The 26,429-nt window shown below is 40.8% G+C and carries 26 protein-coding genes; 11 read left to right on the top strand and 15 right to left on the bottom strand.

Going from position 1 to position 26,429, the window contains the following annotated elements:
* Nucleotides 1-513 precede the first annotated feature (513 nt).
* Both OHT75_RS14270 and OHT75_RS14265 read right to left on the bottom strand, forming a co-directional pair.
* Nucleotides 514-1,575: a CobW family GTP-binding protein gene (locus OHT75_RS14270; RefSeq protein WP_264727727.1), complete on the bottom strand. Its 1,062-nt coding sequence runs from the start codon at nt 1,573-1,575 to the stop codon at nt 514-516.
* On the bottom strand, nt 1,575-2,858 hold the full coding sequence (locus tag OHT75_RS14265; RefSeq protein ID WP_264727725.1) for a DEAD/DEAH box helicase: 1,284 nt from the start codon (nt 2,856-2,858) through the stop codon (nt 1,575-1,577). The genes OHT75_RS14270 and OHT75_RS14265 overlap by 1 nt, the downstream gene beginning before the upstream one ends.
* A 214-nt stretch (nt 2,859-3,072) precedes the next feature.
* Between OHT75_RS14265 and OHT75_RS14260 the strand changes: the two genes are divergently transcribed.
* Entirely contained in the window at nt 3,073-3,696 is a 624-nt protein-coding gene (locus tag OHT75_RS14260) for a peptidylprolyl isomerase (RefSeq protein WP_264727723.1), read from the top strand.
* A gap of 186 nt (nt 3,697-3,882) precedes the next feature.
* Here the strand turns inward: OHT75_RS14260 and OHT75_RS14255 are convergent, their stop codons facing one another.
* Complete coding sequence (locus tag OHT75_RS14255) at nt 3,883-4,365, bottom strand: hypothetical protein (protein WP_264727721.1); 483 nt, start codon at nt 4,363-4,365, stop codon at nt 3,883-3,885.
* A gap of 395 nt (nt 4,366-4,760) precedes the next feature.
* On the opposite strand from OHT75_RS14255, the gene OHT75_RS14250 reads away from it, so the two are divergent.
* The 7 genes from OHT75_RS14250 to OHT75_RS14220 all read left to right on the top strand — a co-directional run bounded on the left by OHT75_RS14250 (nt 4,761) and on the right by OHT75_RS14220 (nt 11,692).
* Nucleotides 4,761-6,032 (top strand): efflux RND transporter periplasmic adaptor subunit, encoded by a 1,272-nt coding sequence (locus tag OHT75_RS14250; RefSeq protein WP_264727719.1) that lies wholly within the window; start codon nt 4,761-4,763, stop codon nt 6,030-6,032.
* Nucleotides 6,025-6,732, top strand: a complete 708-nt coding sequence (locus OHT75_RS14245; RefSeq protein ID WP_264727718.1) for an ABC transporter ATP-binding protein — start codon at nt 6,025-6,027, stop codon at nt 6,730-6,732. Before OHT75_RS14250 ends, OHT75_RS14245 begins: the two co-directional genes overlap by 8 nt.
* Entirely contained in the window at nt 6,722-9,097 is a 2,376-nt protein-coding gene (locus OHT75_RS14240) for an FtsX-like permease family protein (protein WP_264727716.1), read from the top strand. Before OHT75_RS14245 ends, OHT75_RS14240 begins: the two co-directional genes overlap by 11 nt.
* Before the next feature lie 118 nt (nt 9,098-9,215).
* Nucleotides 9,216-9,401, top strand: coding sequence for a peptidylprolyl isomerase (locus tag OHT75_RS14235; RefSeq protein ID WP_264727715.1), 186 nt, complete (start codon nt 9,216-9,218; stop codon nt 9,399-9,401).
* A gap of 41 nt (nt 9,402-9,442) precedes the next feature.
* A complete protein-coding gene (locus tag OHT75_RS14230) occupies nt 9,443-9,727 on the top strand; it encodes a peptidylprolyl isomerase (RefSeq protein WP_264727713.1) in 285 nt (94 codons plus the stop codon).
* Nucleotides 9,728-9,953: 226 nt separating this feature from the next.
* Nucleotides 9,954-11,102, top strand: a complete 1,149-nt coding sequence (gene yiaY, locus OHT75_RS14225) for an L-threonine dehydrogenase (protein WP_264727711.1) — start codon at nt 9,954-9,956, stop codon at nt 11,100-11,102.
* 224 nt (nt 11,103-11,326) lie between these two features.
* Nucleotides 11,327-11,692 carry a cytoplasmic protein gene (locus OHT75_RS14220; protein ID WP_264727710.1) on the top strand — a complete coding sequence of 122 codons (366 nt, stop codon included), beginning with the start codon at nt 11,327-11,329 and terminating at the stop codon, nt 11,690-11,692.
* Nucleotides 11,693-11,813: 121 nt separating this feature from the next.
* On the opposite strand, the gene OHT75_RS14215 is transcribed toward OHT75_RS14220, so the two are convergent.
* A complete protein-coding gene (locus OHT75_RS14215; RefSeq protein ID WP_264727708.1) occupies nt 11,814-12,947 on the bottom strand; it encodes a response regulator in 1,134 nt (377 codons plus the stop codon).
* Between the two features lie 45 nt (nt 12,948-12,992).
* Nucleotides 12,993-13,781, bottom strand: a complete 789-nt coding sequence (locus OHT75_RS14210; RefSeq protein ID WP_264727706.1) for an MlaA family lipoprotein — start codon at nt 13,779-13,781, stop codon at nt 12,993-12,995.
* Between the two features lie 277 nt (nt 13,782-14,058).
* On the opposite strand from OHT75_RS14210, the gene OHT75_RS14205 reads away from it, so the two are divergent.
* Together OHT75_RS14205 and OHT75_RS14200 are read left to right on the top strand one after the other, a co-directional pair.
* Nucleotides 14,059-16,197 carry a hypothetical protein gene (locus OHT75_RS14205; RefSeq protein ID WP_264727704.1) on the top strand — a complete coding sequence of 713 codons (2,139 nt, stop codon included), beginning with the start codon at nt 14,059-14,061 and terminating at the stop codon, nt 16,195-16,197.
* 18 nt (nt 16,198-16,215) lie between these two features.
* Nucleotides 16,216-16,533 (top strand): EscU/YscU/HrcU family type III secretion system export apparatus switch protein, encoded by a 318-nt coding sequence (locus tag OHT75_RS14200; RefSeq protein ID WP_264727702.1) that lies wholly within the window; start codon nt 16,216-16,218, stop codon nt 16,531-16,533.
* 113 nt (nt 16,534-16,646) lie between these two features.
* On the opposite strand, the gene OHT75_RS14195 is transcribed toward OHT75_RS14200, so the two are convergent.
* Nucleotides 16,647-16,805 (bottom strand): hypothetical protein, encoded by a 159-nt coding sequence (locus OHT75_RS14195; protein WP_264727700.1) that lies wholly within the window; start codon nt 16,803-16,805, stop codon nt 16,647-16,649.
* Between OHT75_RS14195 and OHT75_RS14190 the strand changes: the two genes are divergently transcribed.
* Nucleotides 16,804-18,141: an RsmB/NOP family class I SAM-dependent RNA methyltransferase gene (locus OHT75_RS14190; RefSeq protein WP_264727698.1), complete on the top strand. Its 1,338-nt coding sequence runs from the start codon at nt 16,804-16,806 to the stop codon at nt 18,139-18,141. The genes OHT75_RS14195 and OHT75_RS14190 overlap by 2 nt on opposite strands.
* Before the next feature lie 192 nt (nt 18,142-18,333).
* Here OHT75_RS14190 and OHT75_RS14185 read toward each other — a convergent pair whose 3' ends face one another.
* From OHT75_RS14185 to cheY, 9 genes are all read right to left on the bottom strand, one after another.
* Entirely contained in the window at nt 18,334-18,732 is a 399-nt protein-coding gene (locus OHT75_RS14185) for a DUF2802 domain-containing protein (protein ID WP_264727696.1), read from the bottom strand.
* A gap of 77 nt (nt 18,733-18,809) precedes the next feature.
* Nucleotides 18,810-19,304 (bottom strand): chemotaxis protein CheW, encoded by a 495-nt coding sequence (locus OHT75_RS14180; protein ID WP_264727694.1) that lies wholly within the window; start codon nt 19,302-19,304, stop codon nt 18,810-18,812.
* A gap of 2 nt (nt 19,305-19,306) precedes the next feature.
* Nucleotides 19,307-20,521 (bottom strand): chemotaxis protein CheW, encoded by a 1,215-nt coding sequence (locus tag OHT75_RS14175; RefSeq protein WP_264727692.1) that lies wholly within the window; start codon nt 20,519-20,521, stop codon nt 19,307-19,309.
* Nucleotides 20,505-21,299 carry a ParA family protein gene (locus OHT75_RS14170; protein ID WP_264727690.1) on the bottom strand — a complete coding sequence of 265 codons (795 nt, stop codon included), beginning with the start codon at nt 21,297-21,299 and terminating at the stop codon, nt 20,505-20,507. Before OHT75_RS14170 ends, OHT75_RS14175 begins: the two co-directional genes overlap by 17 nt.
* Nucleotides 21,300-21,347: 48 nt before the next feature.
* Entirely contained in the window at nt 21,348-21,803 is a 456-nt protein-coding gene (locus OHT75_RS14165; protein ID WP_406682030.1) for a membrane anchored protein in chemotaxis locus, read from the bottom strand.
* Between the two features lie 46 nt (nt 21,804-21,849).
* Entirely contained in the window at nt 21,850-23,046 is a 1,197-nt protein-coding gene (locus tag OHT75_RS14160; RefSeq protein WP_264727686.1) for a protein-glutamate methylesterase/protein-glutamine glutaminase, read from the bottom strand.
* A gap of 24 nt (nt 23,047-23,070) precedes the next feature.
* A complete protein-coding gene (locus OHT75_RS14155) occupies nt 23,071-25,251 on the bottom strand; it encodes a chemotaxis protein CheA (RefSeq protein ID WP_264727684.1) in 2,181 nt (726 codons plus the stop codon).
* Nucleotides 25,252-25,266: 15 nt separating this feature from the next.
* Nucleotides 25,267-26,004, bottom strand: a complete 738-nt coding sequence (locus OHT75_RS14150; RefSeq protein WP_264727682.1) for a protein phosphatase CheZ — start codon at nt 26,002-26,004, stop codon at nt 25,267-25,269.
* Between the two features lie 14 nt (nt 26,005-26,018).
* On the bottom strand, nt 26,019-26,402 hold the full coding sequence (cheY, locus tag OHT75_RS14145) for a chemotaxis response regulator CheY (protein WP_007649667.1): 384 nt from the start codon (nt 26,400-26,402) through the stop codon (nt 26,019-26,021).
* Nucleotides 26,403-26,429 lie beyond the last annotated feature (27 nt).

Below are 26,429 nucleotides of genomic sequence, written 5' to 3'. Positions count from 1 at the left end.
GAATTGTCTGATTTACTGCCGTGGAATGTTGATCTAGGTAAAGCAGAATAAGCTTCACCGGTTAATTGACCGCTTACGTTAAAAAGCCAGTTCGGCATCCATGCCTCTCGCTCAGAAACGTTACACGCAATGAAACTTCGCCTTGTTTTGGATACTCGCTGGCTCATCTGCACCCTTGATTATTGCTTCTTCGATTTGACCATATTTGTAACCAATAGAAAAAACATCAAAATTCAATTTAATTAAATTCTAAGTATCTCTTTAGCTGTTAATTTGGGGTTCAAATAAAGCCAAATCGAAGAGATAAATTTCCCGGTGTAGATACGGCTGAGGGTATCGAAAACAGGACGTTTTCGTTAAGCGGCCATGGATGGTGTACAGCGTCCCGAAGCAGTATCTGCAAAGGGATTATCAGATATTCATCAAAAGCGTTAAGGGGTTTTGCTGTATCAGGCGATAATTGCAGAAGCCCACCAAAAACAAGGTTTAACGCTGGATTTAACCCAATTGAAATTATGCGACTAAACAACCTAACAATTGCGTTTGCAATTGCTGTGCATCTAACTGGGTTGAACTGATAATTTCAACTCGAGAGTCCATGGTTTCATCTAATTCCGCTAAGGTTAATTGGCCATCAACCATGTTGACTGCCAATATACCATCAGCGGTTATCATCACCGCTTTAACCCTCAATACCCAGGGCTTTTTAAAAGATTCAAACCAGCTCATCAGTTTTTCAAACTCAAAGCAGTAGCCCACTCCCGTTAGCCAGCCCACACTGTAAAAATCATCGCCTTGATTGGTTTTACAGTGTATTTCGTTAGCGGTTAGCGGTTTAGTTGAAGATTTATCTTCCGCCTCCCACATAGCGGATTTAGCACTTAATAAGCTTGGTTTCGGTAAAGTAGATTTATTGGCTAATTGCACATCAGCATTGATGCGCATTTTTTGCGGCTTATCGAGTTGTTCAAGCAGTGAATGAATTAAGCCTTGCGAGCTAAAATGCGCTCTGGCCTCAACAATCACAGGGCTAAGTTTAAGTTGTTGTAAAAAATCTTCTAGTGCTTGCTGGTCTTTAGTTTCATACAACTCACTTTTATTAGCAATAATCACATCAGCAATGCATAGCTGCTCAATAAAAATGGGATGTTGATTATAACGTGGATCGGCCACTTTTCGCGCGTCAACTAAACAAAGCGTCGCTTTTAAATCAATAACCTGTTGATAGTTTGAAGCCTTAAGCACCTTGATAATTTGTTGAGGATGACCAATACCCGTCGGTTCGATTAATATTCTATCTGGCTTTGCACGTTGAATAATCTGGTTTATGGCCACTTGGGTTGGCACACCCGCCGCGCAGCACAAACAGCCGCCAGCTACCTCTTTAATAAACACATCATTGTGACTGGTTTTATTGATTAAACTGGCATCTACGCCGATTTCACCAAATTCATTCACTAATACAGCCCAGGTTTCATCATTGGGCTTATTTGCAAGTAACTGCTTAATTAAGCTGGTTTTACCGACGCCTAAAAATCCAGTAATAACATTGGTTTTAATGGGTTTAGTGATCATTATTTTTTAGCTTTGCTGTACTTACCTTGACGAGTCGGTTTTGATTTATCTGCCGACTTATACTTTGCCCCCGAACGGCTAAACTTTTTAACCGCTTTGTTGGCTTTATTGTCAGCGCCAACATCACGATATCGAGCCGGTAACGGTGCCCCCTCTTCATAACCTTTTACCGTTTGCAGTGTGAGTGACTGGTTAATTACAGCCTCAATTGCCTCAAGAAAGCCTTTCTCTTGTGGGCTCACCAGTGAAATAGCTTCACCTGATAATCCAGCTCGACCGGTGCGGCCAATACGATGCACATAATCTTCTGGCTCTTCTGGGAGTTCAAAGTTAATCACTCGAGGCAGTGCCTGAATATCTAAGCCCCTTGCGGCTAAGTCGGTCGCCACTAATACCCTGAGCTGACCGGCTTTAAATTCTTCTAACGCTTTATTACGTGCACCTTGTGACTTATCGCCGTGAAACACGGCACTTTTAATGCCATCTAGGGCTAGCTCACGCTGCAGATGATCCGCCGTTTCTTTACGACTGGTAAACACCATGACCTGCTGCCAATTATGCTTACCGATTAGCTCAGATAACAACTCCGCTTTGCGGCGTTGATCTACTTGGTAAGCCATTTGCGATACCGTGACTGCGGTCGTTGCCATTGCGACATTGACGTATTCAGGCTCTATTAACATCTTGTCAGCTAACAGTTTAATCTCGTCTGAAAACGTTGCTGAAAACATCATAGTTTGATGGTGACGACTAATTAAACGCTTCACTTTTTCGATGTCTTTAACAAAGCCAAGATCAAGCATGCGGTCTGCTTCATCGATAACCAAATGTTTTACCGTATCCAGCTGCAAATCATGTTGGCCGACCAAATCGAACAATCTGCCTGGTGTTGCCACTAAAATATTCACGCCCTGGGTAATTGCGGCAAGTTGTGGGCGAATACTCGCTCCGCCATATACTGCAGCACTTTTTAGCGGTAAATGTTGGCAATATTGCACAATATTTTGTTCAATTTGAATCGCAAGCTCGCGAGTCGGCGTCATGATCAGCACAGTTAAGGCCGGATTGGCTAGCTGATGTTCATCCACATTCGAAAGCATTTCGATTAATGGCAATGCAAAAGCGGCTGTTTTACCTGTGCCAGTCTCGGCATTAGCCAATACATCTTTACCTGCTTGGATCAGTGGGATCACGGCCGTCTGAACTGGCGTGGGGGTCACATAGCCAATCTCAGCAAGTGCTTGTTGAATTTCCGGCTTTAATCCTAGCGATAAAAATGACATAACAGACTCTACACATTAAAAAGAATTAGCAATCGCGTATTGTATACCGAATTAACCAGAAACTCAGAAAAATCAACTTCAAATGCGTTAAAAAGCAACAGACATTCTGACGGGGCAAAGTAACAGTTTGTATCTGTTAAGTGTTTTTTGTTGAATCTATATGCCAAAACAGCAAATATACGCGCAAACTTATAACAATTTCATAAAGGAATGTATGAAACACTATTTAATTGCCGCTGCTGTTGTCGGTTTAACCGCTTGCGGTGGCTCTGACTCATCGCCCGAAACACCTATAACACCTCCCGCACCTGCACCTGAGTTAACGGTGAGTATTTGTTATGTCGTAGATACCACTATGGGTGAGTTTACCTTAGGTATTGATAACACCAATATGCCCATTACAGCTGCGAACTTTAGCCGATATGTGGATGATAAATTCTATGATGGCACCCTATTCCACCGTATTGCGAATAACTTTGTTAATCAGGGTGGCGGTTTTACTTCAGGGCTAAATGCCAAGACAACCTTTGATCCCATTAAAAATGAGTCAAGCGTAGGCCTTAAAAATGATCGCGGCACTATCGCGATGGCGCGCACCCAAATATCAGATTCTGCAACCAGCCAGTTCTTTATTAATATCCATGATAACGACAATTTAAACTACCCAAGCCAAGGTGGCTATGCGGTATTTGGTAAAGTGGTTGAGGGCATGGAAGTTATCGACATTATGAATGCCGTCAATACCACTACAGTGCAAAAAAATGGCATCAATTTCACCAACGTTCCCGTTGAGGAAATTGTCATTAACAGTATCACAGAGGCTAACTGCCCAGATTAATCGCCTGCATTAATTGCTTCTTGCAATTGTTGTGTATAAAAGGTTCGCTTATTGCGAAGATCTAGGACGCTTATCAATAGCTATTTTTTGAGCTTTATAGGTTAAGGTAAATCTATATTAAAGTGTGAGTAAAAGTGCAGCCGAGTCATCAGCCATTCGATTACTCTCTACTGCACTGTGGGGATTTTAATAGGTCGTATAAGTACGTGAGTTACTCTGTAAACTGAGTATAGATCTTAATATTTTGTCTTTTTCTATTAAGTTAGATTCCATCGCTTTAAATTTCTCAAGCATAGTTTCAGGTAAATTATCGTAATAGATCACATAGTCTCTATCAAACTTTATTGCAGGCACAGCTTGAGACAGTTTGGCGTTGGTTGTATTAAATTGAGCGCTATCTTTAACCCAATTGGTGATCGCTTCCTTCCAGAGTTCTTGTGAGTCCAGTGTACCGAGATAAGCTCTCGCTTTATCTTGGCTTAGAAATTGTTGCGTTTTAACACTATAAACATAAATAGCCGGAAAAGATGGTTTTGTCTGAGTGGAGGTTGTTTTATAAAAGCTGTTTTTTCCACTTTGACCCAATGGCTGTAATGATGTGTCGCTAGCATTAACATTAGCCAAACAGAGCGCAGCCAAAGCGGCCGAAATAAGCAGTTTTTTATTCATACATTAAATCCATTTATGAAAGAGCACACTAAAAGTGTGTGCTCAAATTGTCACTTAACCCTATTGTTCTTCACATGACAACACGTCATCTGAACTAGAGCAGCAGATTGTACCTCCACCACCGCCACTGCCAATGTCCTCACAGTGCGCATAAGCTCCAGCAGAAGTTACTAACATGGCTGATACAAAAAATGAAAAATAAATTTTTTAACATTTGCAAATCTTTTTTAGTTAAATAATTCGTTTTATTTAGGCAGTACATCCTTATCTGCGATAATAGAATTAACAAGCTTAATAATTTAAGTCAATAAAAAGCCAAAAAAACAAAAACATAGTGATTTCCCAACTCACATTCGCTATCTTTGTGTTATGAGACAGTAAATGGAATTTGCAGAATGTTTGACATCCCTAAGGATATGACTCAGTCAAAAAAGTTAAAAATACTACCGTTTTTATTGGTGGCTATTGTTTTATTCATCGTCATTTTTGCCGCTTTTACACCTCAAGCATTTTCTGTGTCCACATCTAAGTCCGAACATTTATTTTCCAAAGTTGAGTATTCCTCGATGACGGTAATGGTATCGGGTTATGGCAAATTAGTTCCTCAAGTACAGCGAGGTGTTAATGCCATAAGCAGTGGCCACATAGTGGAAGTTGTGCTCAAGCCTGGCAATATTGTTAATAAGGGGGATGTAATTTTAAGGTTGAACAACCCTAAACTATTACGCGCGATGGAAACCAGTGAGCTTGAGCTGCTTGAAGAGAAATCACACTTACAGCAAGTGATGGCTGAATCTCGCCAAATTCTGGAAGACCAATTGGGGGCAATTCGATTAGCTAAAGTTCGCTTAGCTTTGTCTAAGGCGGAGTTGACTGCCAATGAAACACTCAAAGAGAGTCATGTTATCTCTGCGTTAGATCTGCATAAAGCCAAAGTTGAGTGGGAAAAAGAAGATGCTATTTTACAAATGGAAACAAGTCGCTACAACACTCTGCAACAGACTAGGCAATCTATCAATCAATCGGCGTTATATCGCTTAGAGAAAGCTCAAAAACAATATGAGATGTTCGCATTAGAAGTAAAGCAGTTATCCATAACTGCAAGCATGGATGGCATGTTAACTGAGCTCGCTGATGATCTTGAAATTGGTCGTCATTTAGATGAAGGACAGGTTGTAGGAATGATTGCTGATTTATCAAGCTATTATGCAAGGATAAGTATTACTGCGAATGATGCTGAATTTGTTAGCCCTAAGTTAGCAGCGAAAGTGTCCATTAAAGGAATTGACATGCCGGGCTTTGTCTCACGTGTTGAGCCTTCAGTTACCAATGGTAGTGTAGAAATAGACATTAGTTTTACTGGGGATTTACCGACATCTGTGCGCCCTAATATTGATGTTAATGCTGCAATAGAAGTGGCCGAACATAAAAATACTTTAATTGCAGACCGCCCTGTAGGTGTCATTAGAGGGCATAGAGAATACTCAATGTTTATTCTGAATGAAAAGCTTGAGTTGTTCGCGAAAAGGCAAGTTTTAGTGGGTGATATTTATGGGGATAAAGCGCAATTGATATCAGGCATTGCACAAGGGGAGCAGCTTCTATTGCAAGTTCCTACTCACCTCGCTAACAAAGAACAATTTACTATAGGCGACCTTTATGACTGATGCTGTTATACAACTCAATAATCTGAATAAATCGTTTAACCATAGTTCTGGTAGCAACCACGTTTTGAAGGATATAAATCTCAAAGTTAATAGTGGGGAGATGGTGGCAATAGTCGGTCAATCAGGTAGTGGTAAGTCAACCTTGCTATCCATCCTTGGCCTGTTAGAACTTGCTGATAAAGGGAGTTATGAGCTGTGTAATCAAAATACACGTGAGCTATCAGAATTTCAGCTTAGTCAGCTACGGAACCAACATATCGGCTGGGTGTTTCAGAATTTCAATTTGATCGCAGATATGACGGTAGTTGAAAATCTCACTGCACCATTGCGGTTTAACAAGAAGGTAAAACCCTCTGAATATAGTCAGTTAATCCATGATGTTTTAAGCAAAGTTGACTTAACCGATAAAAAAGATTTTTTCCCCGATGAACTCTCAGGTGGCCAGCAGCAAAGGGTTGCAATCGCACGGGCATTAATTTGTAAGCCAGATATTTTGCTGTGTGATGAGCCTACAGGTAACTTAGATTCCGAAAATTCACAAAAGATAATGGACTTGTTATGTGAGCTCAACAAGGAGGGGCGAACTGTGTTAATCATTACTCATGATGAACGTGTCGCGCTATGTTGCCAGAGAGCATACAAGATGTCCGACGGCATCCTTTGTGCTGTGCATAATCAGGAATTTAAACGTGTTGTTTGATGTTTTGTATGGTTGGCGTAAGTGGCGCGGCCAACGTGGCATGTGGCTTGTTTTGATTGTAAGTCTTTGCTTATTTTGCACTTTAATTGGCTTTTCATCAAATTTAATCTGGATGCTTAGCAGTGACAGACCACAATGGGTTCTGCAAAAAGATCCGCTGATTACTATTGTTAATCAAGATCATAATGGAAATGTGCAGCCGATTTCTGTTTATGATATCGAGATATTACAAGGTTTACCTGCAATAAAAAATGTTGCTAGCATCAGTATTCAAAGCGCTGCTGTGACAGTAGGGTTAAAGGATATATCCGGTTTAAATATTGGATTTTATTCTAGAAGTTTGATTGAGCTTTTAGCAATACCTAAACCTTTTACTCAGAAAATCTGGGAAGAAAAGCAAGTTGTTCTATCGTCTCGCTTTTACAATCAATACAAAACATCAAAAGGGATTGATGATCTCACTCTCTATTATAAAGGCGAGCGGCTTCCCATTGCGGGGGTTGCTTTGCCATCAATGGCAAAGTTTGGTGACAGGGATATCGATATATGGGTGCCTGATAGTTACCTGCTTCAGGATGTCCCGACAATGTTTGCCGAAAACCCTGAGTTGTATGTCAAAACAAAAGGGAGTCATTACGGTTTTGCGCAACTAAGCAGGGCTCACTCAGCAGAGCAATTGCAAGAACCATATCGCTTATTAAGAGCGCAAACCCCAAGGCCACAGGGTGGATTTGTTGATAGCCATTTTAACCCTTTAATTATTGATGGCATTGAGATTAAGCCTAATGAGCGGCTGCTTATTCAAAAGCAATCTTGGGTATTACTCGTCTTATTGCTCTGTTTTGGTTTTATAATCTGCAGCGGTATAGTTTCAGCTTACATGCAACAAAGTATCGTTAGACGTGCTGAAATCCAGTTGAAAGTTGCCTTAGGTGGTGAACGAAGGGATATTTTTTTACACTTGGTTCGGGAAAACTTGCTAACACTTGCTGTGCTGGCGCTTGTGAGTCCAGTGCTCAGTATCATCTTCACGGATTATGTTGCCAATATTCCCCTTTATAAAATCTATTTTGATGGCGGGTTATCCTTTAATATCTGGCTCTGGGTTGTGGCAGTGTTTGTATCTGCATGTATATTTTTACTGTGCGCTCAAATGCCAATGATTGATGCCATGTCTTCGCATTTCTCTCGTGGAAGGCAGGGGCAAATGGAAAAAAAGCAGGTTTTAATGAGCCGGTTTATTTTACTTATTCAGCTGACTGTTATTATCTCAGTGATTATTTTAAGCCTAGTTCTGTCATTTACCGAATGGAAAAAATACCAAAAAATTAATATTTCTCAATCTGTCTACAGTTTTAAACCTGTGGTCAAAGACCAATTATCTATGTCTTTATCGGCCAAGCAGTTTAATGGTGATTGGCAGGTATTGGGTAGTGAAGTTGCACTGTCTTCAACTATGTTTACTGATTTAGGCTCTCAAAGATTGAGTTACCAAGTTATCGGCCAGTCTACTTTGGCAAAACCTATTAATAGTCTCTATGTATCTTCCAACTTTTTTGATCTGCTCGGGATTAATTCAATTTTGCTATCAACACTCACTACAAACAGCTTAGTGATTAATCAAACTATGGCATATCAATTAGCAGAGGAATTAGGCTTAGCAGACTATAGGTCTGTTAAAGGCATAGATATAGAAGTTTCTGGTTTTTATTATACCAAACAGTTTAAGGTTGCCGGAATAATTGAAGACCAGCTCCATTTTGGAATAAATCAATCTCCAAAACCTGTGCTTTATTTGCATTTAAGCGAGCAAAACCCATTATATGCCCACCGAATAGCACCAGTTGTTTATACTAAGCATGCTAACCATCAACTATTCCACTCTCATTTAAATGATTGGGCTGATTTACAATCATCGGCATTAAGCTACCAAGATTCAGGCAGTTTAGCGCAACAGATAGTAAGCACAGATCCAGCTGGGCGTTTGTTGTTTATTACTTCTAGTGCTATGGCATTGATGATTTTTTTATTAGTTATTTTTACATTGTACTACCGCTTTCAGTTCACAGTAAAAGTGCAGCAGGTCAAATGGGCTATTTTACTTGCAGTCGGTGCTCAGAAAATTAGTTTGATCATGCAGATGATTAAACTAAACCTTATTTTAACTGGGCTGGCGTCAACTTTTTCTATATGCCTTCTATTGACATTAGATAGTCAGAGTTTGAGGCTGCTTGGAGTCTCGCTTGTACAGCCATTATTAATGTGTACCAGTATAATAATTTGCATGCTAATTGTAGTTTCAATTACGTTTTTAGCTTCAAGGAAAACCCTAAAGAATAGCATTAGCGATCTACTGCGCATTTAGCTGAGTCGCCAGCATATGATCTTGGCTTAGTAGCTCTCTGGCATCAACCTCGCACGGATGTGGGAAACAAAAACATAGCCAGCCATTTTTAATATTACCTTCCGCACCTGAGTTAACGGTGAGTATTTGTTATGTCGTAGATACCACTATGGGGGAGTTTACCTTAGGTATTGATAACACCCATATGCCGATTACTTCGGCAAATTTTAGTCGATATGTGGATGCTAAATTCTATGATGGCACCCTATTCCACCGTATTGCGAATAACTTTGTTAATCAGGGTGGCGGTTTTACTTCGGGCTAAATGCTAAGACAACCTTTGATCCTATCAAAAATGAGTCAAGCGTGGGTCTTAAAAATGATCGCGGTACTATCGCGATGGCGCGTATGCAAATATCAGATTCAGCAACCAGTCAGTTCTTTATTAATATCCATGATAACGACAATTTAAATTACCCAAACCAAGATGGCTATGCGGTATTTGGTAAAGTGGTTGAGGGCATGGAAGTTGTCGACATTATGAATGCCGTCAATACCACTACAGTGCAAAAAAATGGCATCAATTTCACCAACGTTCCCGTTGAGGAAATTGTCATTAACAGTATTACAGAGGCTAACTGCCCAGATTAATCGCCTGCATTAATTGCTTCTTGCTATTGTTGTGTATAAAAGGTTCCCCTCTATCTTTTGTACACAACAACTCGTGCTATCTCATTTTTTACAAAACTTTCGATTCCGTAACAAAACTACTCCTTATTAAGTATGAGCCGCGCTATTCTTTGATATTGCTCACAAATGCAGACCGATGACATTGGTATGTTAACTACAGAGAAAATAATCCATAGAGGTAACAACCATGGCGACAAAATTTTTTATTCCTAGCGTTAATATCTTAGGCCAAAACAGCGTCGAGGAAGCCGTTAAAGACATTAAAGGCTTTGGGTTTAAACATGCGCTTATCGTCACAGACAAACCTTTAGTCAAAATGGGGTTAGTGGCTAAAGTTGCTGATAAGCTGCAGACAGAAAATATCCTAGTGTCTATTTTTGATGGTGTTCAACCCAATCCTACCACGGGAAATGTTGAAGCAGGTTTAGCCCTATTGAATAGCAATAAATGCGATTTCATTGTTTCATTAGGTGGTGGCTCGCCACATGATTGTGCTAAAGGTATAGCATTAGTGGCGACAAACGGAGGCAAAATCAAAGACTATGAAGGTGTCGATGTTTCAACAAAGCCGCAGTTACCTTTAGTCGCCATCAATACCACTGCGGGCACCGCCAGTGAAATGACGCGTTTTTGTATCATCACAGATGAAGCCCGCCACATTAAAATGGCCATTGTGGATAAGAACACCACACCTATTTTATCTGTTAATGACCCTGAACTAATGCTTGATAAGCCGGCATCACTCACCGCAGCGACGGGTATGGATGCTTTGACTCACGCTGTTGAGGCTTATGTGTCAATTGCTGCCAATCCAATCACCGATGCGTGCGCCATTAAAGCAATTGAACTGATCAAAGCTAATTTGGTGAATGCGGTTAAAGATGGTCAAAACATTAATGCTCGTGAACAAATGGCCTATGCACAGTTTTTAGCTGGCATGGCATTTAATAATGCCAGTTTAGGTTATGTGCATGCGATGGCTCACCAACTTGGTGGTTTCTACGACTTACCACATGGAGTGTGTAATGCGATTTTACTGCCGCACGTGCAAAACTATAATGCCCAGATTGTTCCTCAACGTTTAGCCGATGTCGCTAAAGCAATGGGCGAGAATACCAATGGGTTATCAGCAGAGTTAGCTGCCAAACTTGCTATTGAAGCAATTAAGAATTTATCTGAATCTGTAGATATTCCTGCAACACTGACAGAATTGGGAGTAAAAGCTGAAGATATTCCAACTCTTGCACAGAATGCGCTAAAAGATGCGTGTGGCTTTACTAATCCACAGCAAGCAAGCTTTGATGAAATTTGCCAAATTTACCAAGCTGCATTATAACGTTTTACGAAGATTCATGATTAATAACAGATATAAACCTGTTGAGTGATAACAATAAAGCTCGCGTTGTCGCGGGCTTTATATTAATTAAAATTTGTTTACCAACAATTGGTTAGTCGATACATTAGTAAAAGCGAACCTACCTCTCAGTTCTGATAATATCGATTGACCCCCTAGGAATTTAAGGTCTATGATGAATCAACTAATAAAAAAAAGGACTCACCATGACAGCGATTACTCATGTTCACAATTACACCGTTCGTTGCCCTCACTATCAAGAAAATGACAAACAAGCTAGCTGGCAAAATCACATCGAAGTTAACCATTCTTGCGAAATCGCCTTAGACAGAATTACCAAATGGCATAACAATGCTGGTAGCAAACTATTTGAAATCGACGGCATGACTATTCGTAAAGCCGATAAAGAAGAAGCTTATTTTGCTATGCGAAGCAGCCGTTTAAAAAATGATGGTCACGGCTTAGTGACATTTAAGGTCTACTTAGATAATTGTTGTCAAGATGCGTCAGTGAACGACATCATGACCCACCTTATCAAAGATTATCAACAACGCTGCGAAAAAATTAGTTAACCTCAACTCAGGTTAAGCGATGAGCTCAATAAACTGAATTCAACAGATTTAGCTAATTTGTAGCAAACACAAAAAAGGCTTAGCAAATGCTAAGCCTTTTGATTTAACCTTTGGGAACACACTAACCACAATCAAGCTGCATAAAACCACCCGCATGGGTGTTCTCATCAAAAATTAACCCTTTAAAATGATTTTTAAGCAACTGTTGTTGATGTTCTTTATGGTGAGTCCCAATACAAAGATGCTCCCCGGCGGCAAGTTGTCGTTTCTGTACACTAGGCTTAGTCCACAATACCGAGCCGATGGGTTGACAATCTGGTAATGCTAAAGGTAATAACCCTGTAGCATTTCGTAAATAACATCTTAATCCTGTTCCAGCTCGGGCAATGGTTGCCTCGTAATGAGATAAATCAACACTGATATAAATCATATCGGTAATGATGTGCAGCCCCGATCTCACCATTCGCTCGTTCAAATAGTTCAACATCTCTGTGGGGCAAATAAGTGCATTACTTGACCCACTACGGAAATTTTTTAGCTTCTGATTGATAAAACTACTCAGTAACACACAACCAAACGCTGCACTATTATCCTCAGGCTGAAAATGCGCCATATACATAATAAGATGTTTCTCTCCCACCATAGTGGAATCAATAAAATAAGCACTGACGTCACTATTTTTGAATAAACTATAATCAATCGATGCATGAGGATATTGAATATGGGATGAAGGAAAAAGTTGTTGTTGAACATTTTTAGCTGCATGAGCACTTTGTTCTAACATTAACAGATTGTCGTTTAACTCTTGATAGGATAATTCTGCCAACTGACGCTCGAATACATCCGTTGGATCATAAGCCGCTTTTGCTGAATGCTGTGCAGATTGGCTTAACGCTTGCTCAATTGCAGCCTCAATAATAAATAAATCAGCTACAGGCTTTACAAGATAATCGCATGCACCAATACGCAGTGCCTCAACCACATCAGACATAACATCGTTGCCAGAAATAACAATCGCAGGCACATTTGCATTAATCGACATCATTTGCCGTAACATGGGTAAACCACCCAATTTAGGCATATTTAGATCGGCTATGACAATATCAAATTTAAGCTCACTGAAAAAATCTAAGCCTTGCCTGCCATTACTAGCATGTTTAACGACAGCACCTTTACTGTGTAAAAAGACTGTCAGTAATTGGCTGAAAATGGGGTCATCTTCAACAAATAAAACCGATATATCTGTTAGCGCCATACTACAACTCCACAGATGAAAACCTGCCAGAGTTTCAGTCTCTGGCTATTCTAGCTCATCCATATACTCATCTAAAAGCTCATCATCTTGTTGATTTTGAGGCACATTACCATCATAAACTTTATAATCCATGTGCTGAAGAAAAGCTTCTTTTACAAAGGTATACGGGTCAAGCGCATTATCTAATAATCTTTCCTGATCGATGGCTGCAGCGCGGGTTTGTAGCCCTTTTAAGCCCCACTTCAGTGCTGATTGCCAAAAAGTAAACTCAGACAAAGGAAAGTATAGACTATCAACCCAATCTGACGCGAGTTCTCGCGTCACATAAGGCCCTAAAAAGGGTGCCATAAAATATGGACCATTGGGTACACCGTAGTAACCGAGGACTTCATTGAAGTCATCATCTTTACGTGGCATGCCCATCATGTCTGCGACATCAATTATGCCTAAAAGTCCGATGGTACTGTTGATCGTAAATCGTCCACCGGCATTAGCAGACCAACCCCACTTGCCTTGTAGGGCATTATTGACCATCGAATTAGGCTCTTCAAAATTACGGACAAAATTATCAAGCCCAGTTTTCACTGGTCGGGGAATATAATCATTGTAGCCATGTGCCACAGGTCTGAATAAATACTTATCAAAATACAGATAGTTTAAATCCCACATTGCGCGGTTAAACCCTTCAAAAGGATCGCGCGGATCATTATAGGTAACCGTCACTAAAGGGGTCACGTCATCTGTTTGCTGTGGCTTACTATCAGGCTCATTTGCGGCTGCTAAACTTGAATTAAGCAACAACAAAGGAAGCAACATCCTTTTATACTTCGTCATAACACTCTCTTAAAAAGACAACGGCTAAAGCGAATAAACAAACTGCTATTTTTGTCATTTTTATTAAAGCAATGATTGTTCAAGTCGATAAATATTGAGATAGTGGATCTCGATGTTGATTCTTGGCGACCCATTGGTCAATACTGACTATTAACTCTAAATAGTTCTCAAGCCGCTAAGGATACTGCAGCCTTGATAAATCGCAAAATCAAAATTGTAATAATAGGTTAATTCTCACCTTATTATTTTACAAATAAGGAACATTAAAGGCCATCACATGCAGGCGCCAAACGTTACATTGCACTCATCCCCAGCAAGCCAAGACGCTGGCAATCAAGAACTCACTAACAAGATTACGGGTTCAGCCAATCAAATCCAAAATTTATCGTCCAGTAAGCCAGTTTTTGAAAACATGAAGTCTGTTGCCAATTCAAATAACGTCAATGGTTCTACGGCGTCACCTTCTTCAGCAAAGTCGCCCGATATTGAAAAGTCTTCAGCGGCCACAAAACCCGTTGTTACCCAATCACCTACAACGGTAACAACCGCTAGCGATAAATCATTAATCGCGACAAATAATCTACAACCCGTGCAGCTAATAACGCCCCAAGCCGGAACAACGCCATCACAAACTATCAATGTCACTATCGCCAATCAGCAGTTTCAGCTTAACTTGACCGCCGAATTACAAAAATTATTGCAAACAACAAATAAAATAATGATTACTGCGGATGCGATAAAAGCAATCAGTTTACAAAAGTTATCTTTAGCAGCAGACCTGCCAACCTCACTGCCAACTGTTTCACCCACCAAACCAATATTAGAACAAAACCAACTAATACAAAGCCAATTAGTATTGCTGGCTCAAGCCATTCAGATCAAGTTACCTGCGTCACTCATGGCACTTGCTACTCAAAATGGGGTTTCCACCTCTCAATTATCACAACTTGCCTCTCGTCCGCAGGGTTATCCGCTTCCGAATGCCATTATTAATCAGCAACTGTTGACGTTTGTTGATGGGCCGACAATCAAACTGGACAATGTGAGCTTAACTAAAGGACAATATTTAGCCAATATTATTAAGGTAGATCAGCGCCTAGTATTAACATTAACCCCTGTTCAAGCTGAAGTTAAAGTTAATTTAACCCCTTCCACAATAATGGCTGATGCGCTTGCTAATGTTAAACAAGAATCAATTGTGATAAGTAAACCGGAACCCGCTCAGATACTCAATTTGTTGTTTAAAAAACTTGAAGCATCATTGATAGCCACTGACTCGCCCGCGACTAAAAAAGCGCAAAACCTCACAACATCCGCAGACAACCAGCAAAAGCAAGCGGCAATGGTGAATACGGATATCAAATCAAGTTCTGGCTCAAATACCATTTCTAAACAAACACTTGATACGTCAGTCGCTCAAAAAATGGCCCAAGAATTAGCAGGGTCTCTCAAAGGTTCAGTCTTGACAACTGATGCAGTTAAAAATCTCACTAAAGGTGTAGATAATATTTCTACGGGTGCAGTAGCTGAAAACCCAAAGTTATCAGCGGCAAATACGCATAAAGAGGCCTTAGCCCCAGTCGAGGTGCTACAAAAAGCCTTATCAAAAGCAGGGGCGATGCCACTGATGATCCAAAAAAATGTTCAACAGCCTCAAAATTTGGCCTTAGAACTGCTTAAATTGCTACCACAACTGGCCCCTCAACCTTTGACAACCCTCACAGAGCCAATGCATTTATTAGGTGAATTGCAAAGTATTACGAGTTTAAACCTTGCTCAAAGTCATACTGCATCGCAAGCACAACTTTTTTCTGGCGGAGCCATTACGATTTTATTTCAATTAATGTTAGGGGTAAAAGCTCAGGGTTCTGGCAAACAAATCAGCGATAAACTGCAAAACCACTTACAGCTGCTGCAGCGCTTGACAGGTAAGCATACTAGCGGAATAGGTAGCCTACTTGGGTTGTTAGAAAAGGCTGGCACGCTCGACAGCATGAGTCAATTAGCTAGCAGTTTTCAATTATATCAACAAGCCAGCGGTGGTAATGAACAAGCATTAAATTGGTACTTCGCCCTGCCCTATTCCCTTAATCAAAGGAATGAGCAATTTGAAGGGCATTTTCAAAAAGAAGATAGCGATGGTGATGACAAGCAATCGAACTGGCGTTTACAGCTAAAATTTAACTTATCTGAAGGTGCGATATTGATTCAGGCACATAAAAAAGATCAAATACTGGATCTTAAGTTTAAAGGCAATAACCAGTATATATTAGATAAAATAAGCCGTTTTAATTCAGAGTTATCACAAAAATTAACCCAAATCGGATTTACACCAGGTGAGTTCACAACTCAAATCGCCAGTATTCCCGCAACCTTATTACCCGGTGACCACTTTTTAGTAAAAACACGAGCATAATTGACCTGAGAAATAAATATGCAAGACAATGATCCCAAGACAAAAATAAAACAGGCAGTGGCACTGAGTTTTGATGGTAAAAATGCCCCCAAGGTTACCGCATCAGGTAAAGATCTGCTTGCTGAAGAAATTATTTCTCTCGCCAAAGATGCTGGCGTGCATATTCATCAAGACCCACATTTAGCTGAATTTCTGCAGTTGCTGGAAGTGGGTGAAGAGGTGCCCAAAGAACTGTATTTGTTAATTGCTGAATTGATAGCGTTTGTTTACATGCTCGAAGGTAAGTTCCCTGAGCAATGGAATAACTTACATCAGCGCATTTTAACTGAAGTGTAAATCTCAAGCAAAAACCTCTTTTCAAGGCGTGTTGAACTTGCAAGGTTATTTGTACTGCAAGGTTCGGTTAACACATTTTACGCTTGGTTGAATTCATTTTCTGCTGAGTTAACTTAGTGCAAATCCACAGCCCCAATTAACAGATTTGTATCCCGCACTACATTCAACACGCAAAGTTCTCCAGCGCCTAGTAGTGCCAACATAGTCAAATTGATGCCCAGCATGATAAACTGTCCACTAAAATCATCCCAAGTAATGACATCAATTTTCATGAATGACTCTCAATTACCTATCAGCAAAGTCGCCAGTACGGGCACCGAAAAACGTGCCATTAGTTATGCCAGCACGATTTTCAATCTATTTGACAGTGTTCTTACCACTAAACAACCCGCTGATCGTGTTATCGCCAACTACTTTAGGGAACATAAAAAGCACGGTTCTAAAGATCGCCGTGTGATCCGTGAGAGTTTATTTGGTTTATTCCGTTGGTGGGGCTGGATACAGCAACTTGGCAGCCATAAACAGGAAGACATATTTTTCAGTATGCTAGCCAGTTCCGCGCAGCTGGAAAACCATCCATGGGTTGATATTCGGGACGCTTGGCTTGCGTTTAGCCAGCAAAGCGATGTACTCCCCACCCTGCCTACACCATTATCAGAAAGTGTTATCGATAAGCTAGCCACTTTTCAGCAATTTTCAAAAATTCCTACGGCAACCATTGAGCAACTTCTACCTGATTGGTTTTGGCAACATTGTGTTATTGAATCAGACATCGAAAAGCAGTTATTAGTACAGGCAATGAGTACACGCCCGCCAATTTGGGCCAGAGCACAGCAAGCTTCAAGAAAGGCCGTGTTGCAAAAATTATCACAGGATAACATTGAGGCATGTGGGTCTGAGTTCTTCGATGACACGATTAATCTGGGCCATAACAGTATCAACCTCAATCAAGTGGCGGCTTATACTGAGGGATATTTAGAAATACAAGATCTGGCTTCGCAGGTTATTGGACAAATATGTGCCCCGCAAGCAAACAGTCAATGGTGGGATGCATGTTCTGGTGCCGGTGGTAAGAGCCTTCAATTATTATCATTAATGCAGCAGACGGGGATTAAAGGAAATATTATCGCATCTGATATTCGTACTCATGCACTGAATGAATTATTAAAACGCGCCAAACGAGCGCATTTTAAACGCATCAGTATTGCAGCTTGGAAATCAGAGTTACTGCCAGTAACGGCAAATGCCTTTGAGGGTGTTTTGGTAGATGCACCTTGTAGTTGTAATGGCACTTGGAGAAGAAATCCTGATATGCGCTGGATTGATGATGTCAGTGCGATAGAAGAAAAACCTGAACTACAATTAGATATTTTACAACGTAGTGCTGCGGCGGTAAAAGTGGGCGGGGAATTAGTCTACGCCACTTGCTCATTAAGCGAAATTGAAAATCAATCTGTTGTAAACGCTTTTTTGAAAAACAATGCACACTTCGAGCTTGAACACCTTACTCATCCTTTTACGCGAGAATCAACGACTATGCTTACCGTATGGCCTCAACAAGCAAATACTGATGGCATGTTCGTGGTCAAAATGCGTCGTCAGCGTTAATTTCAATCAGATTAAAAGACGTTAAAAGGGCTCTCAATCGTCAATAAAAATAAGTGCTATCGTGTTTTAACAATGACCTCTAACAATTGATACTTAACGATAGTTTAAGGGATAATTTTCAAGGCCAGAATCAAACTGTCTATATAAAAATGCCATTACAGTTGTAATGGCATTTTTGTTGAGTGGAGATGGTTACTTCTTATGTAAACATAATAACAGCTCAACCTCAGCTTTAGGTAATTCACATTCGCGCATTAGCTCTTCAATATCAGCCCCTAAAGCAATCATTTTCACGGCTCTAGAATACAATTTAGCTTGTGGATCTTGCTGACTTGTTTCTTCAATTAATTCAGATTGGGCATGAAGCTTCTTTTCAATTTCAAGCAGCTTTCGGCCCATTCCTATGGTACCGCTACGGAGTTCATTGAGTTCTCTTTTCACAGCCTCTCTTTGGCGGTCGCTCTCCTTAACAAGCAGAGTCAACGCTTCTACTCTACTTTTCAATTTACTTGATTTCATTTGTAAGTAGAACATTAATCCAACACTTACAATAACATACGCTAAGGCTGCAATTAAATATTCATTACCCATATTTCATTCTCAAAAAAGCCAATAACAAAAAAGCCAGCAAACTGAATGAGCTGGCGCTTTGTCACTGAAAAATGTAGTTAAATATCGCTTAATTCAGCCCATTCGTCATCGGATAATAACTTATCAAGATCTACCAAGATCAATAATTCATTATCACGATTACTCACTCCTTGAATAAATTTGGCACTTTCTTCGGTACCGACATTTGGGGCATTATCAATTTCAGAGCAACGTAAATAAACCACTTCCGCCACACTATCAACTAAAATACCAATCACTTGCTTTTCCGCTTCGATAATAACAATACGCGTTGAATCATCAACATCAGCAGACTGAAGTCCAAATCGTGAACGGGTATCAATAACGGTAACCACATTTCCACGAAGATTAATAATCCCTAATACATAATTCGGCGCACCTGGCACAGGGGCTATTTCGGTGTAACGCAACACTTCTTGAACTTGCATCACATTAATACCATAGGTTTCATTATCTAATTTAAATGTAACCCACTGTAATACTGCATCGTCTGAACCTGCAGCAACAGCTGCTACATTTCTAGAATCACTCATAGTTAACCTCGGTCAATCGAATCCTGACAACCTAAACCTGCATCAAGCATGTCAATTAGTGCTTGAACATGCAATATGCCACACATTTGTTGTTTTACTACTCCAGCAAGCCAAGGACGCTTGCCGGGTTTTTCACGCCAATTGACGTGTGATTTATCAATTTTTACAGCATTGACTAATGATTCACAAGCCAGCCCCCAACGGCTGTCTTCCAACATCACAAGATATTGATAATCTATAGACTCTGCCAGCTGTGATGAATACTTTTCTGGCATAACCCATGCACAGGTATCCACAACGTTAATTTTTTCTTCTCTGTGAGGCTGAACCCCCAAAAACCATTTTGGTCGCCCAATTAAATGATTTATGCGTTCAACCTTCACAATGCCACCTAAACTTACCAATGGTACTGCGAGTGTGAGTCCTGCAACTTTGAAGAACAATACTTGAAACTCGTCATCAAGAACCTGTTGAAGATCTTCCGTAATACTTGGCGGTGTTGCCCCCAACTGAGGTTGAGCAACATTATCACCTTGTTGCTCACAATTAATAATAGCCTTATTTATCGGGCTTGGGGTTGTTTCTGTTAACTTTATATCGACTAACGGTTTGATTTCTTTATCTGCAATGGCTGTTTTTTGCGTTAAAGCTGAAGCAACAGATGTTTTATTAACCCGAGTATCGCTTGCTAGCCCTAAAGCTTGCCTGACTTTGTCTGCACTGGCTTTAATCTCAGCCACCGTCATAGTAGGTTTAGAAGCCGTATCGGTTGCCGTTTGATTTTCAGTTTTTGACACCGCAGAAAGCAGTTTTTCTAACGCTTTTTTATCTATATTTTCAACAGGATCGGCAAAATTTCGCTCAAGTAAGACCTTTTGTGCGGGTTGAGACAAACGGCTTGGTATCGATTTAGCTGGATTGCCAACTGGCGGTATATTTTTATCCTCAAAAAAATGTTCATTTATTTCGCTGCTTTCAGAAGATATTGACTTAATGGCATCATCAATCGCTTTCGATGGTTCAGGTTTAGTATTGAAAGGGATTTCTTGAGAAGATTTTTTTGTCACTAATGGTGCCAAGGCATCCGATTTAGGTGCCACGGCGTCTTGCGTCTTATTAGATTGCGCAATCGCAGATTTCTCAGCAGCGCCTTCACCGGGCTCTTTGAGAAGCAAAGCAAAATAATCAAAAACAGTTTCATCAACCGATTTTGACATGTGCGAACTCCTGCTTTTCAAGATAATCTAATAACAAACCGTAGGCTTTGACACCACGACTAGATGGCGAATAATGGGAAGCTGGTAAGTGAGCTAAACTGGCATCTCTGAATTTTGTATCTACTGGAATCACATTGTCAGGCCATAAATTCTTATTATATTTCTCTTGCATATAAGCTAACGCGATTGGAGAGGCTTTGGTTCGTTTATCATACATAGTCGGGACTACACTGTAACTGTAACGTGTTTTTTTTGACCGCCCCATCAACTCCATTGTCTTTATCATCCTATCTAGCCCTTTAATCGCTAGAAATTCAGTCTGAACAGGAATAATAATATGCTGACTAGCCGCTAATGCATTTACCATTAATACCCCTAGCACCGGTGGGCAATCGATAATTGCCACATCGTAACAATCTTCTAATAATGCTAATAAGTTGCGTAATACTAAACCCATACCTTCTTGATGACCAAGTGCGCGATCTAGCGTTGCTAAAGCCATTGTTGCAGGAATAAGATCAAGCCCCTCTATTTGAGTAGGCAAAATATATTGCTTAATAAATGCTTGGGTTAATGATTTGTGGTTCACAAACACATCGTAAAGCGAACCTGGCACTTCTTCTGAATCAATGCCTAAATAATAGCCCAGAGAGGCATGCGGATCAGTATCTATCATCAAAACACGCTGACCACGCTTAACAAACGCTCCGGCCAAACTTGCTACCGTTGTGGTTTTACCCACACCACCTTTTTGATTTGCTACAGTCCAAACTTTCAAATATCCATCCCTCGGCCAGCAATGATAAGAGTCATATTAAGTATATTTTTATTGCGACTCATTTTTCTGAGGTAGTTCTCGTGTCGTCACCCTAATGCCGCCATGGGGTAAACGAATAACTTTTACACCCGCTTCATTTTCAGACACTAGCACATCTTCAGATAATTTTTCAGGCGCAATTGCAGTGCCTTGTATGTTTTTTTCAGCTATATCATCCAGTTGTGGTTGTGGGCTAAGCAAAACACTTTTAGGGGGTTCATCAATGTCAACTTTATTATCGACACTGTGCGCATCAAGCCCTGCAAACTCAATAATGGTTTGAGTTTGCTCCGGATGCTGAGTTAGCCAGTTAGCAATATCAGCAGCCTGCTCATCTGGGACCATTAATAGCACTTGTGATGCTTCTAATCTTTTAATGTCTGCCTTTAATAAATCATTCTTTTTTAACACATCCAGATATAAACTAGACAATACAACAACAGCTAATAACAATAAAAACAGCATCAAGTTTATACCGACACTGCCTTTATTCAATTTAACACTAACGGAGCTAGCCACGGGCGGTTTCTTTTAATATAGCCTCTGCCATATTGTCTAAGCTAATGGAATGGCTGGATATTCCTGCAGCAGCCACAGCTTGAGGCATGCCATAAACAACACAACTGGCTTCGTCCTGAGCCCAGATATTAGCTCCGGCAGTTTTGAGCATTCTAGCCCCCTCCCGGCCATCTGCGCCCATGCCGGTCAATACCACAGCTAAAATATCACCACCATAGGCTTTAGATGCTGAAGCAAAAGTGATATCAACACTTGGCTTGTAGTTCATATCACTATTTCCAGCCATCACTTTAAGACGACCTGTCATCCCCGATTTTTCAACGAGCATTTGCATTCCACCGGGAGCCAAATATGCACATCCGGGCTTTAACACATCGCCGTTAACCGCCTCTTTGACACTAATTTTACACAAGCTATCTAAGCGAGCAGCAAAAGCCGGCGTAAATGCCGCAGGCATATGCTGGATGAGCAAAATGGGATGAGGGTAATTATCAGGAAACTGTGTTAATACTTTTTGTAATGCGACAGGACCACCAGTAGATGTTCCAATCAGTAATAGCTTATAAGACTTGCCGCTGGCGCGGCTAGGTGCTGACGATTGTTGAACGACAACATTGGCCGATGCTGATACTTGTCTGTCCGAAGTTTCGCTCACACTTGTTTTTGACGTCAAAGGTCGCGTGAAGCTTGATGGCTGAGTTTGAGAACGTAAACTTGACGCCGCCACTGAAGGTGTTCTAGCCGTTGCAGTCGGCGTACTTGAAGTCATTCTGGTGATAGGCCGATAAACTCTTCTACGTCCTAACGCCTTAATACGTTGTTGTAATAAACTGATCGCTTCATCTTTGTTGGTCGCAATATCTTCAAATCGTTTGGGTAAAAAATCTAAAGCTCCCGCTTCAAGGGCGTCTAATGTAGATTTAGCCCCATCATGGGTTAATGATGAAAACATCAAAATAGGGATAGGATTGCTTGCCATAATCGCACGCACAGCACTAATCCCATCCATTACAGGCATTTCAATATCCATTGTAATGACTTGCGGGTTTAATGTTGCGGCCATTTTGACAGCTTCTTCGCCATTGACTGCAACCCCAACCACTTCGAGTTCAGGATCTTGATTAACAATTTCACTGACTCGACGTCGAAAGAAGCTTGAATCGTCAACAACTAATACTTTTATAGCCATTTCATTCCTTAAATAATGGAACTTTTATTTCTTATTTTTGGCGTAATGTTTTAATAAACCAGGTACATCGAGGATCAGTGCAATACCACCATCAGAAGTAATGGTGGCACCCGCCATACCAGGCGTTCCTTGAAGCATGCTTCCTAGAGGCTTAATCACCACCTCTTCTTGTCCGATTAACGCATCAACCACAAACCCTATTTGAGTTGTGCCTAACTGCACGATAACGACATGCCCATGCTTTTTATCACCATGTTTAAACTTGGTTTTATTACGGTGTAACCAATGCTCTAAATAAAATAATGGCACCGCTTTATTACGGACAATCACAGTTAATTGTCCATCGACAATATTTGTTTTGGTTAAATCAAGATGGAAAATCTCATTCACACTAGAAAGAGGTAAGGCAAACACTTGTTTAGACACATCCACCATCAATGTGGGCATGATCGCTAATGTCAGCGGCACTTTAATCTCTAAAACCGTGCCTTTCCCCTTCATTGAATCTATGTGAACAGAACCGTTTAATTGGGTAATACGGGTTTTCACCACGTCCATTCCCACACCACGCCCTGAAATATCAGAGATCTCCACTTTCGTTGAAAACCCAGGAGCAAAAATCAGGTTGTATGCTTCTGTATCTGTCATTCTCGCGGCAGCATCTTCGTCAAGCACACCACGGGATATCGCAATTTCTTTCAACTTTTGCGGATCCATACCGGCACCATCATCCTCAATTTTAAGCAGGATATGATCACCTTCTTGGCTAGCCGAAAGTGTGATGGTTCCCGTTCGGGATTTACCATTTGCTTCTCGAGTGATTGGCATTTCGATACCATGATCAACCGAGTTACGCACTAAATGGACTAATGGATCGGCGAGTGCCTCAACTAAGTTCTTATCAAGATCGGTTTCTTCACCAATCATGATTAAATCAATTTCTTTATTTAATGTGCGAGCTAAATCACGAACAACCCGAGGGAAACGGCCAAAGACTTTCTTAATAGGCTGCATACGGGTTTTCATCACAGCACCTTGCAGGTCCGCCGTGACTAAATCTAAGTTTGCCAGTGCTTTAGACATTTCCTCATCTTCTCGGGTAATACCAAGACTGACTAGGCGGTTTCGCACTAATACTAACTCACCCACCATATTCATGATTTGGTCAAGTCGGGCAGTATCTACGCGAACCGTGGTCTCTCCTTGAGGAACTGAAGATGCCGCTTTTGCTGCCGTTTTATCTTTGGCAATGACCTCTGCAGGTTTAACTACAGGGGCAGGAGCAGACACTTTGGCTTGCGCAGGTGTTGCAGGTTTAACGGTTGCAACTGGAGGAGTAACGGCCTCTACAGATTTAGTCGGCGCAGCTCCCTTGCCATGTAACTCATCAAGTAGTTTTTCAAATTCATCATCTGTAATGTCGTCTGAATCAACTAATTGAGCTGGGGAATCAACAATTGCTGCTGGAGCCGGTTTAACCGCTGCGGCTTCACCTTTAAATTTACCTGAGCCATGAAGTTCATCTAGCAAAGCTTCAAACTCATCATCGGATATTTCATCGGCCCCCACATCTGTGGGTTCAGATTTTATTGGCGCAGGATTGGGTTTTGATGAAGTCTGAGTGGTTGGACTTTTACCTTGGCCATGAAGTGCATCTAATAGGGCTTCAAATTCTGATTCGTCAATTTCATCGATACTGCTATCGCTGACAACATCTTCAATGTACTCAACTTGATGAATGACTTCTTCGACAACATCTTCAATGATTTCTTCAACGAGCTCTTCAGCACCACCATTGAGCTCTGAGGGCAAGGGCGCGCCAGAGCTTAATAACTTTAATTTATCAAGCAATGCAGGCTCTACAGGGTCTTGTTTTTCACCTTGCTGTGTTTGCGCAAACATGGTGTTAATCGCATCAACGGCTTGTAAAATGATATCCATCAACTCAGAATTAACACTACGCTTGCCCGTTCGGAGCAAATCGAAAGTATTTTCAGCTTCATGACAGACATCTACCATTGGCGTTAAACTTAAAAAGCCTGCTCCACCTTTTACCGTGTGGAATCCTCGGAAAATTGCGTTTAACAAATCACTGTCGTCAGGATTATTTTCAAGTGCAACCAACTGCTCTTGTAGAAGCTCTAAAATCTCGCCTGCTTCTATTAAAAAGTCCTGGAGTATCTCTTCATCAACATCAAATGACATTCAATTGACTCCTAATTAGAAACCCAGACTTGATAGCAAATCATCAACTTCATCTTGACCTGCTACCACGTCATCACGCAACTCGGCGTGCATAATTGGGCCCTCTGCCTCTATTTTATTATCTTTTTCAACAGGTTCCGACTGAGGTTTGTAATCACCAAATACAGTTAACATTGAGACAAGATTATTTTCAACTTCACGAACTAAGTCGATGACTCGACGGATCATTTGTCCAGTTAAATCTTGGAAATCTTGTGCCATCAATATTTCATTCAGTAATTGCCGCAAACGGTTTGAATCATGTTCACTGTGTAACATAAATTGTTGTACATCATGACAGAGGGTTTTGAAATCAACCAATTCGATGTCACGACGCATCAATTTATCCCACATGGGAGTAACAGACTGTATGTTGCTAATTATTGTATCGGCCAAAGGTAGACATTCTTCAACTGCATCCATGGTTTTATTTGCAGCTTGTTCTGTCATATCAATAACGTAGTTTAATCGCTCTTTCGCATCTGGAATTTCGGTGTTGGCTAATTCCGATAAACGATTATCTAATTGGAAGTCTTGAAGAGCATTATGAAGTTGTCGGGTTAACTTACCCACTTCTTCAAATAATTCACGCTGTAATGGTGTAGCTAGCTCTCTAACAACTTCATCAGCTTGGTCTTGCTCCCCCGCTTTAAGCAGTTCAACAAGTTGCTGTGCCTGTTCGAGAGTAATTAATCCCGATATTGTTGGCTGCATAACTTATCCTTTGCTTAAGCGAGACGTTCGAAGATTTTGTCTAACTTCTCTTTAAGAGTCGCTGCCGTAAATGGTTTTACCACATAACCATTCACACCAGCTTGAGCGGCAGCAATAATCTGCTCACGTTTCGCTTCTGCTGTTACCATTAATACAGGTAAATGTTTTAGCGAGTCGTCAGCACGGATTGCTTTAAGCAAGTCAATCCCTTGCATACCAGGCATGTTCCAGTCTGTTACGACGAAATCAAAATCGCCTTTTTGTAACATAGGTAGGGCTGTTGAGCCGTCATCTGCTTCTTGGGTATTATTGAACCCCAAGTCTCGCAACAAGTTCTTGATGATACGTCTCATTGTTGAAAAATCGTCAACAATGAGAATCTTCATATTCTTGTCCAAGGTTTCCTCCGGTGAGCTGATACTCTA

Source organism: Shewanella subflava (assembly GCF_025971955.1).
Classification (GTDB): Bacteria; Pseudomonadota; Gammaproteobacteria; order Enterobacterales; family Shewanellaceae; genus Shewanella; species Shewanella subflava.
This window is presented reverse-complemented; position numbering and strand designations above follow the sequence as displayed.

Coding starts and splice junctions, on each gene's coding strand:
- OHT75_RS14270 (WP_264727727.1), bottom strand. CDS start 1,575: ATGATCACTAAACCCATTAAAACCAATGTTATTACTGGATTTTTAGGC.
- OHT75_RS14265 (WP_264727725.1), bottom strand. CDS start 2,858: ATGTCATTTTTATCGCTAGGATTAAAGCCGGAAATTCAACAAGCACTT.
- OHT75_RS14260 (WP_264727723.1), top strand. CDS start 3,073: ATGAAACACTATTTAATTGCCGCTGCTGTTGTCGGTTTAACCGCTTGC.
- OHT75_RS14255 (WP_264727721.1), bottom strand. CDS start 4,365: ATGAATAAAAAACTGCTTATTTCGGCCGCTTTGGCTGCGCTCTGTTTG.
- OHT75_RS14250 (WP_264727719.1), top strand. CDS start 4,761: ATGTTTGACATCCCTAAGGATATGACTCAGTCAAAAAAGTTAAAAATA.
- OHT75_RS14245 (WP_264727718.1), top strand. CDS start 6,025: ATGACTGATGCTGTTATACAACTCAATAATCTGAATAAATCGTTTAAC.
- yiaY (WP_264727711.1), top strand. CDS start 9,954: ATGGCGACAAAATTTTTTATTCCTAGCGTTAATATCTTAGGCCAAAAC.
- OHT75_RS14220 (WP_264727710.1), top strand. CDS start 11,327: ATGACAGCGATTACTCATGTTCACAATTACACCGTTCGTTGCCCTCAC.
- OHT75_RS14215 (WP_264727708.1), bottom strand. CDS start 12,947: ATGGCGCTAACAGATATATCGGTTTTATTTGTTGAAGATGACCCCATT.
- OHT75_RS14210 (WP_264727706.1), bottom strand. CDS start 13,781: ATGACGAAGTATAAAAGGATGTTGCTTCCTTTGTTGTTGCTTAATTCA.
- OHT75_RS14205 (WP_264727704.1), top strand. CDS start 14,059: ATGCAGGCGCCAAACGTTACATTGCACTCATCCCCAGCAAGCCAAGAC.
- OHT75_RS14200 (WP_264727702.1), top strand. CDS start 16,216: ATGCAAGACAATGATCCCAAGACAAAAATAAAACAGGCAGTGGCACTG.
- OHT75_RS14190 (WP_264727698.1), top strand. CDS start 16,804: ATGAATGACTCTCAATTACCTATCAGCAAAGTCGCCAGTACGGGCACC.
- OHT75_RS14195 (WP_264727700.1), bottom strand. CDS start 16,805: ATGAAAATTGATGTCATTACTTGGGATGATTTTAGTGGACAGTTTATC.
- OHT75_RS14185 (WP_264727696.1), bottom strand. CDS start 18,732: ATGGGTAATGAATATTTAATTGCAGCCTTAGCGTATGTTATTGTAAGT.
- OHT75_RS14180 (WP_264727694.1), bottom strand. CDS start 19,304: ATGAGTGATTCTAGAAATGTAGCAGCTGTTGCTGCAGGTTCAGACGAT.
- OHT75_RS14175 (WP_264727692.1), bottom strand. CDS start 20,521: ATGTCAAAATCGGTTGATGAAACTGTTTTTGATTATTTTGCTTTGCTT.
- OHT75_RS14165 (WP_406682030.1), bottom strand. CDS start 21,803: ATGCTGTTTTTATTGTTATTAGCTGTTGTTGTATTGTCTAGTTTATAT.
- OHT75_RS14160 (WP_264727686.1), bottom strand. CDS start 23,046: ATGGCTATAAAAGTATTAGTTGTTGACGATTCAAGCTTCTTTCGACGT.
- OHT75_RS14155 (WP_264727684.1), bottom strand. CDS start 25,251: ATGTCATTTGATGTTGATGAAGAGATACTCCAGGACTTTTTAATAGAA.
- OHT75_RS14150 (WP_264727682.1), bottom strand. CDS start 26,004: ATGCAGCCAACAATATCGGGATTAATTACTCTCGAACAGGCACAGCAA.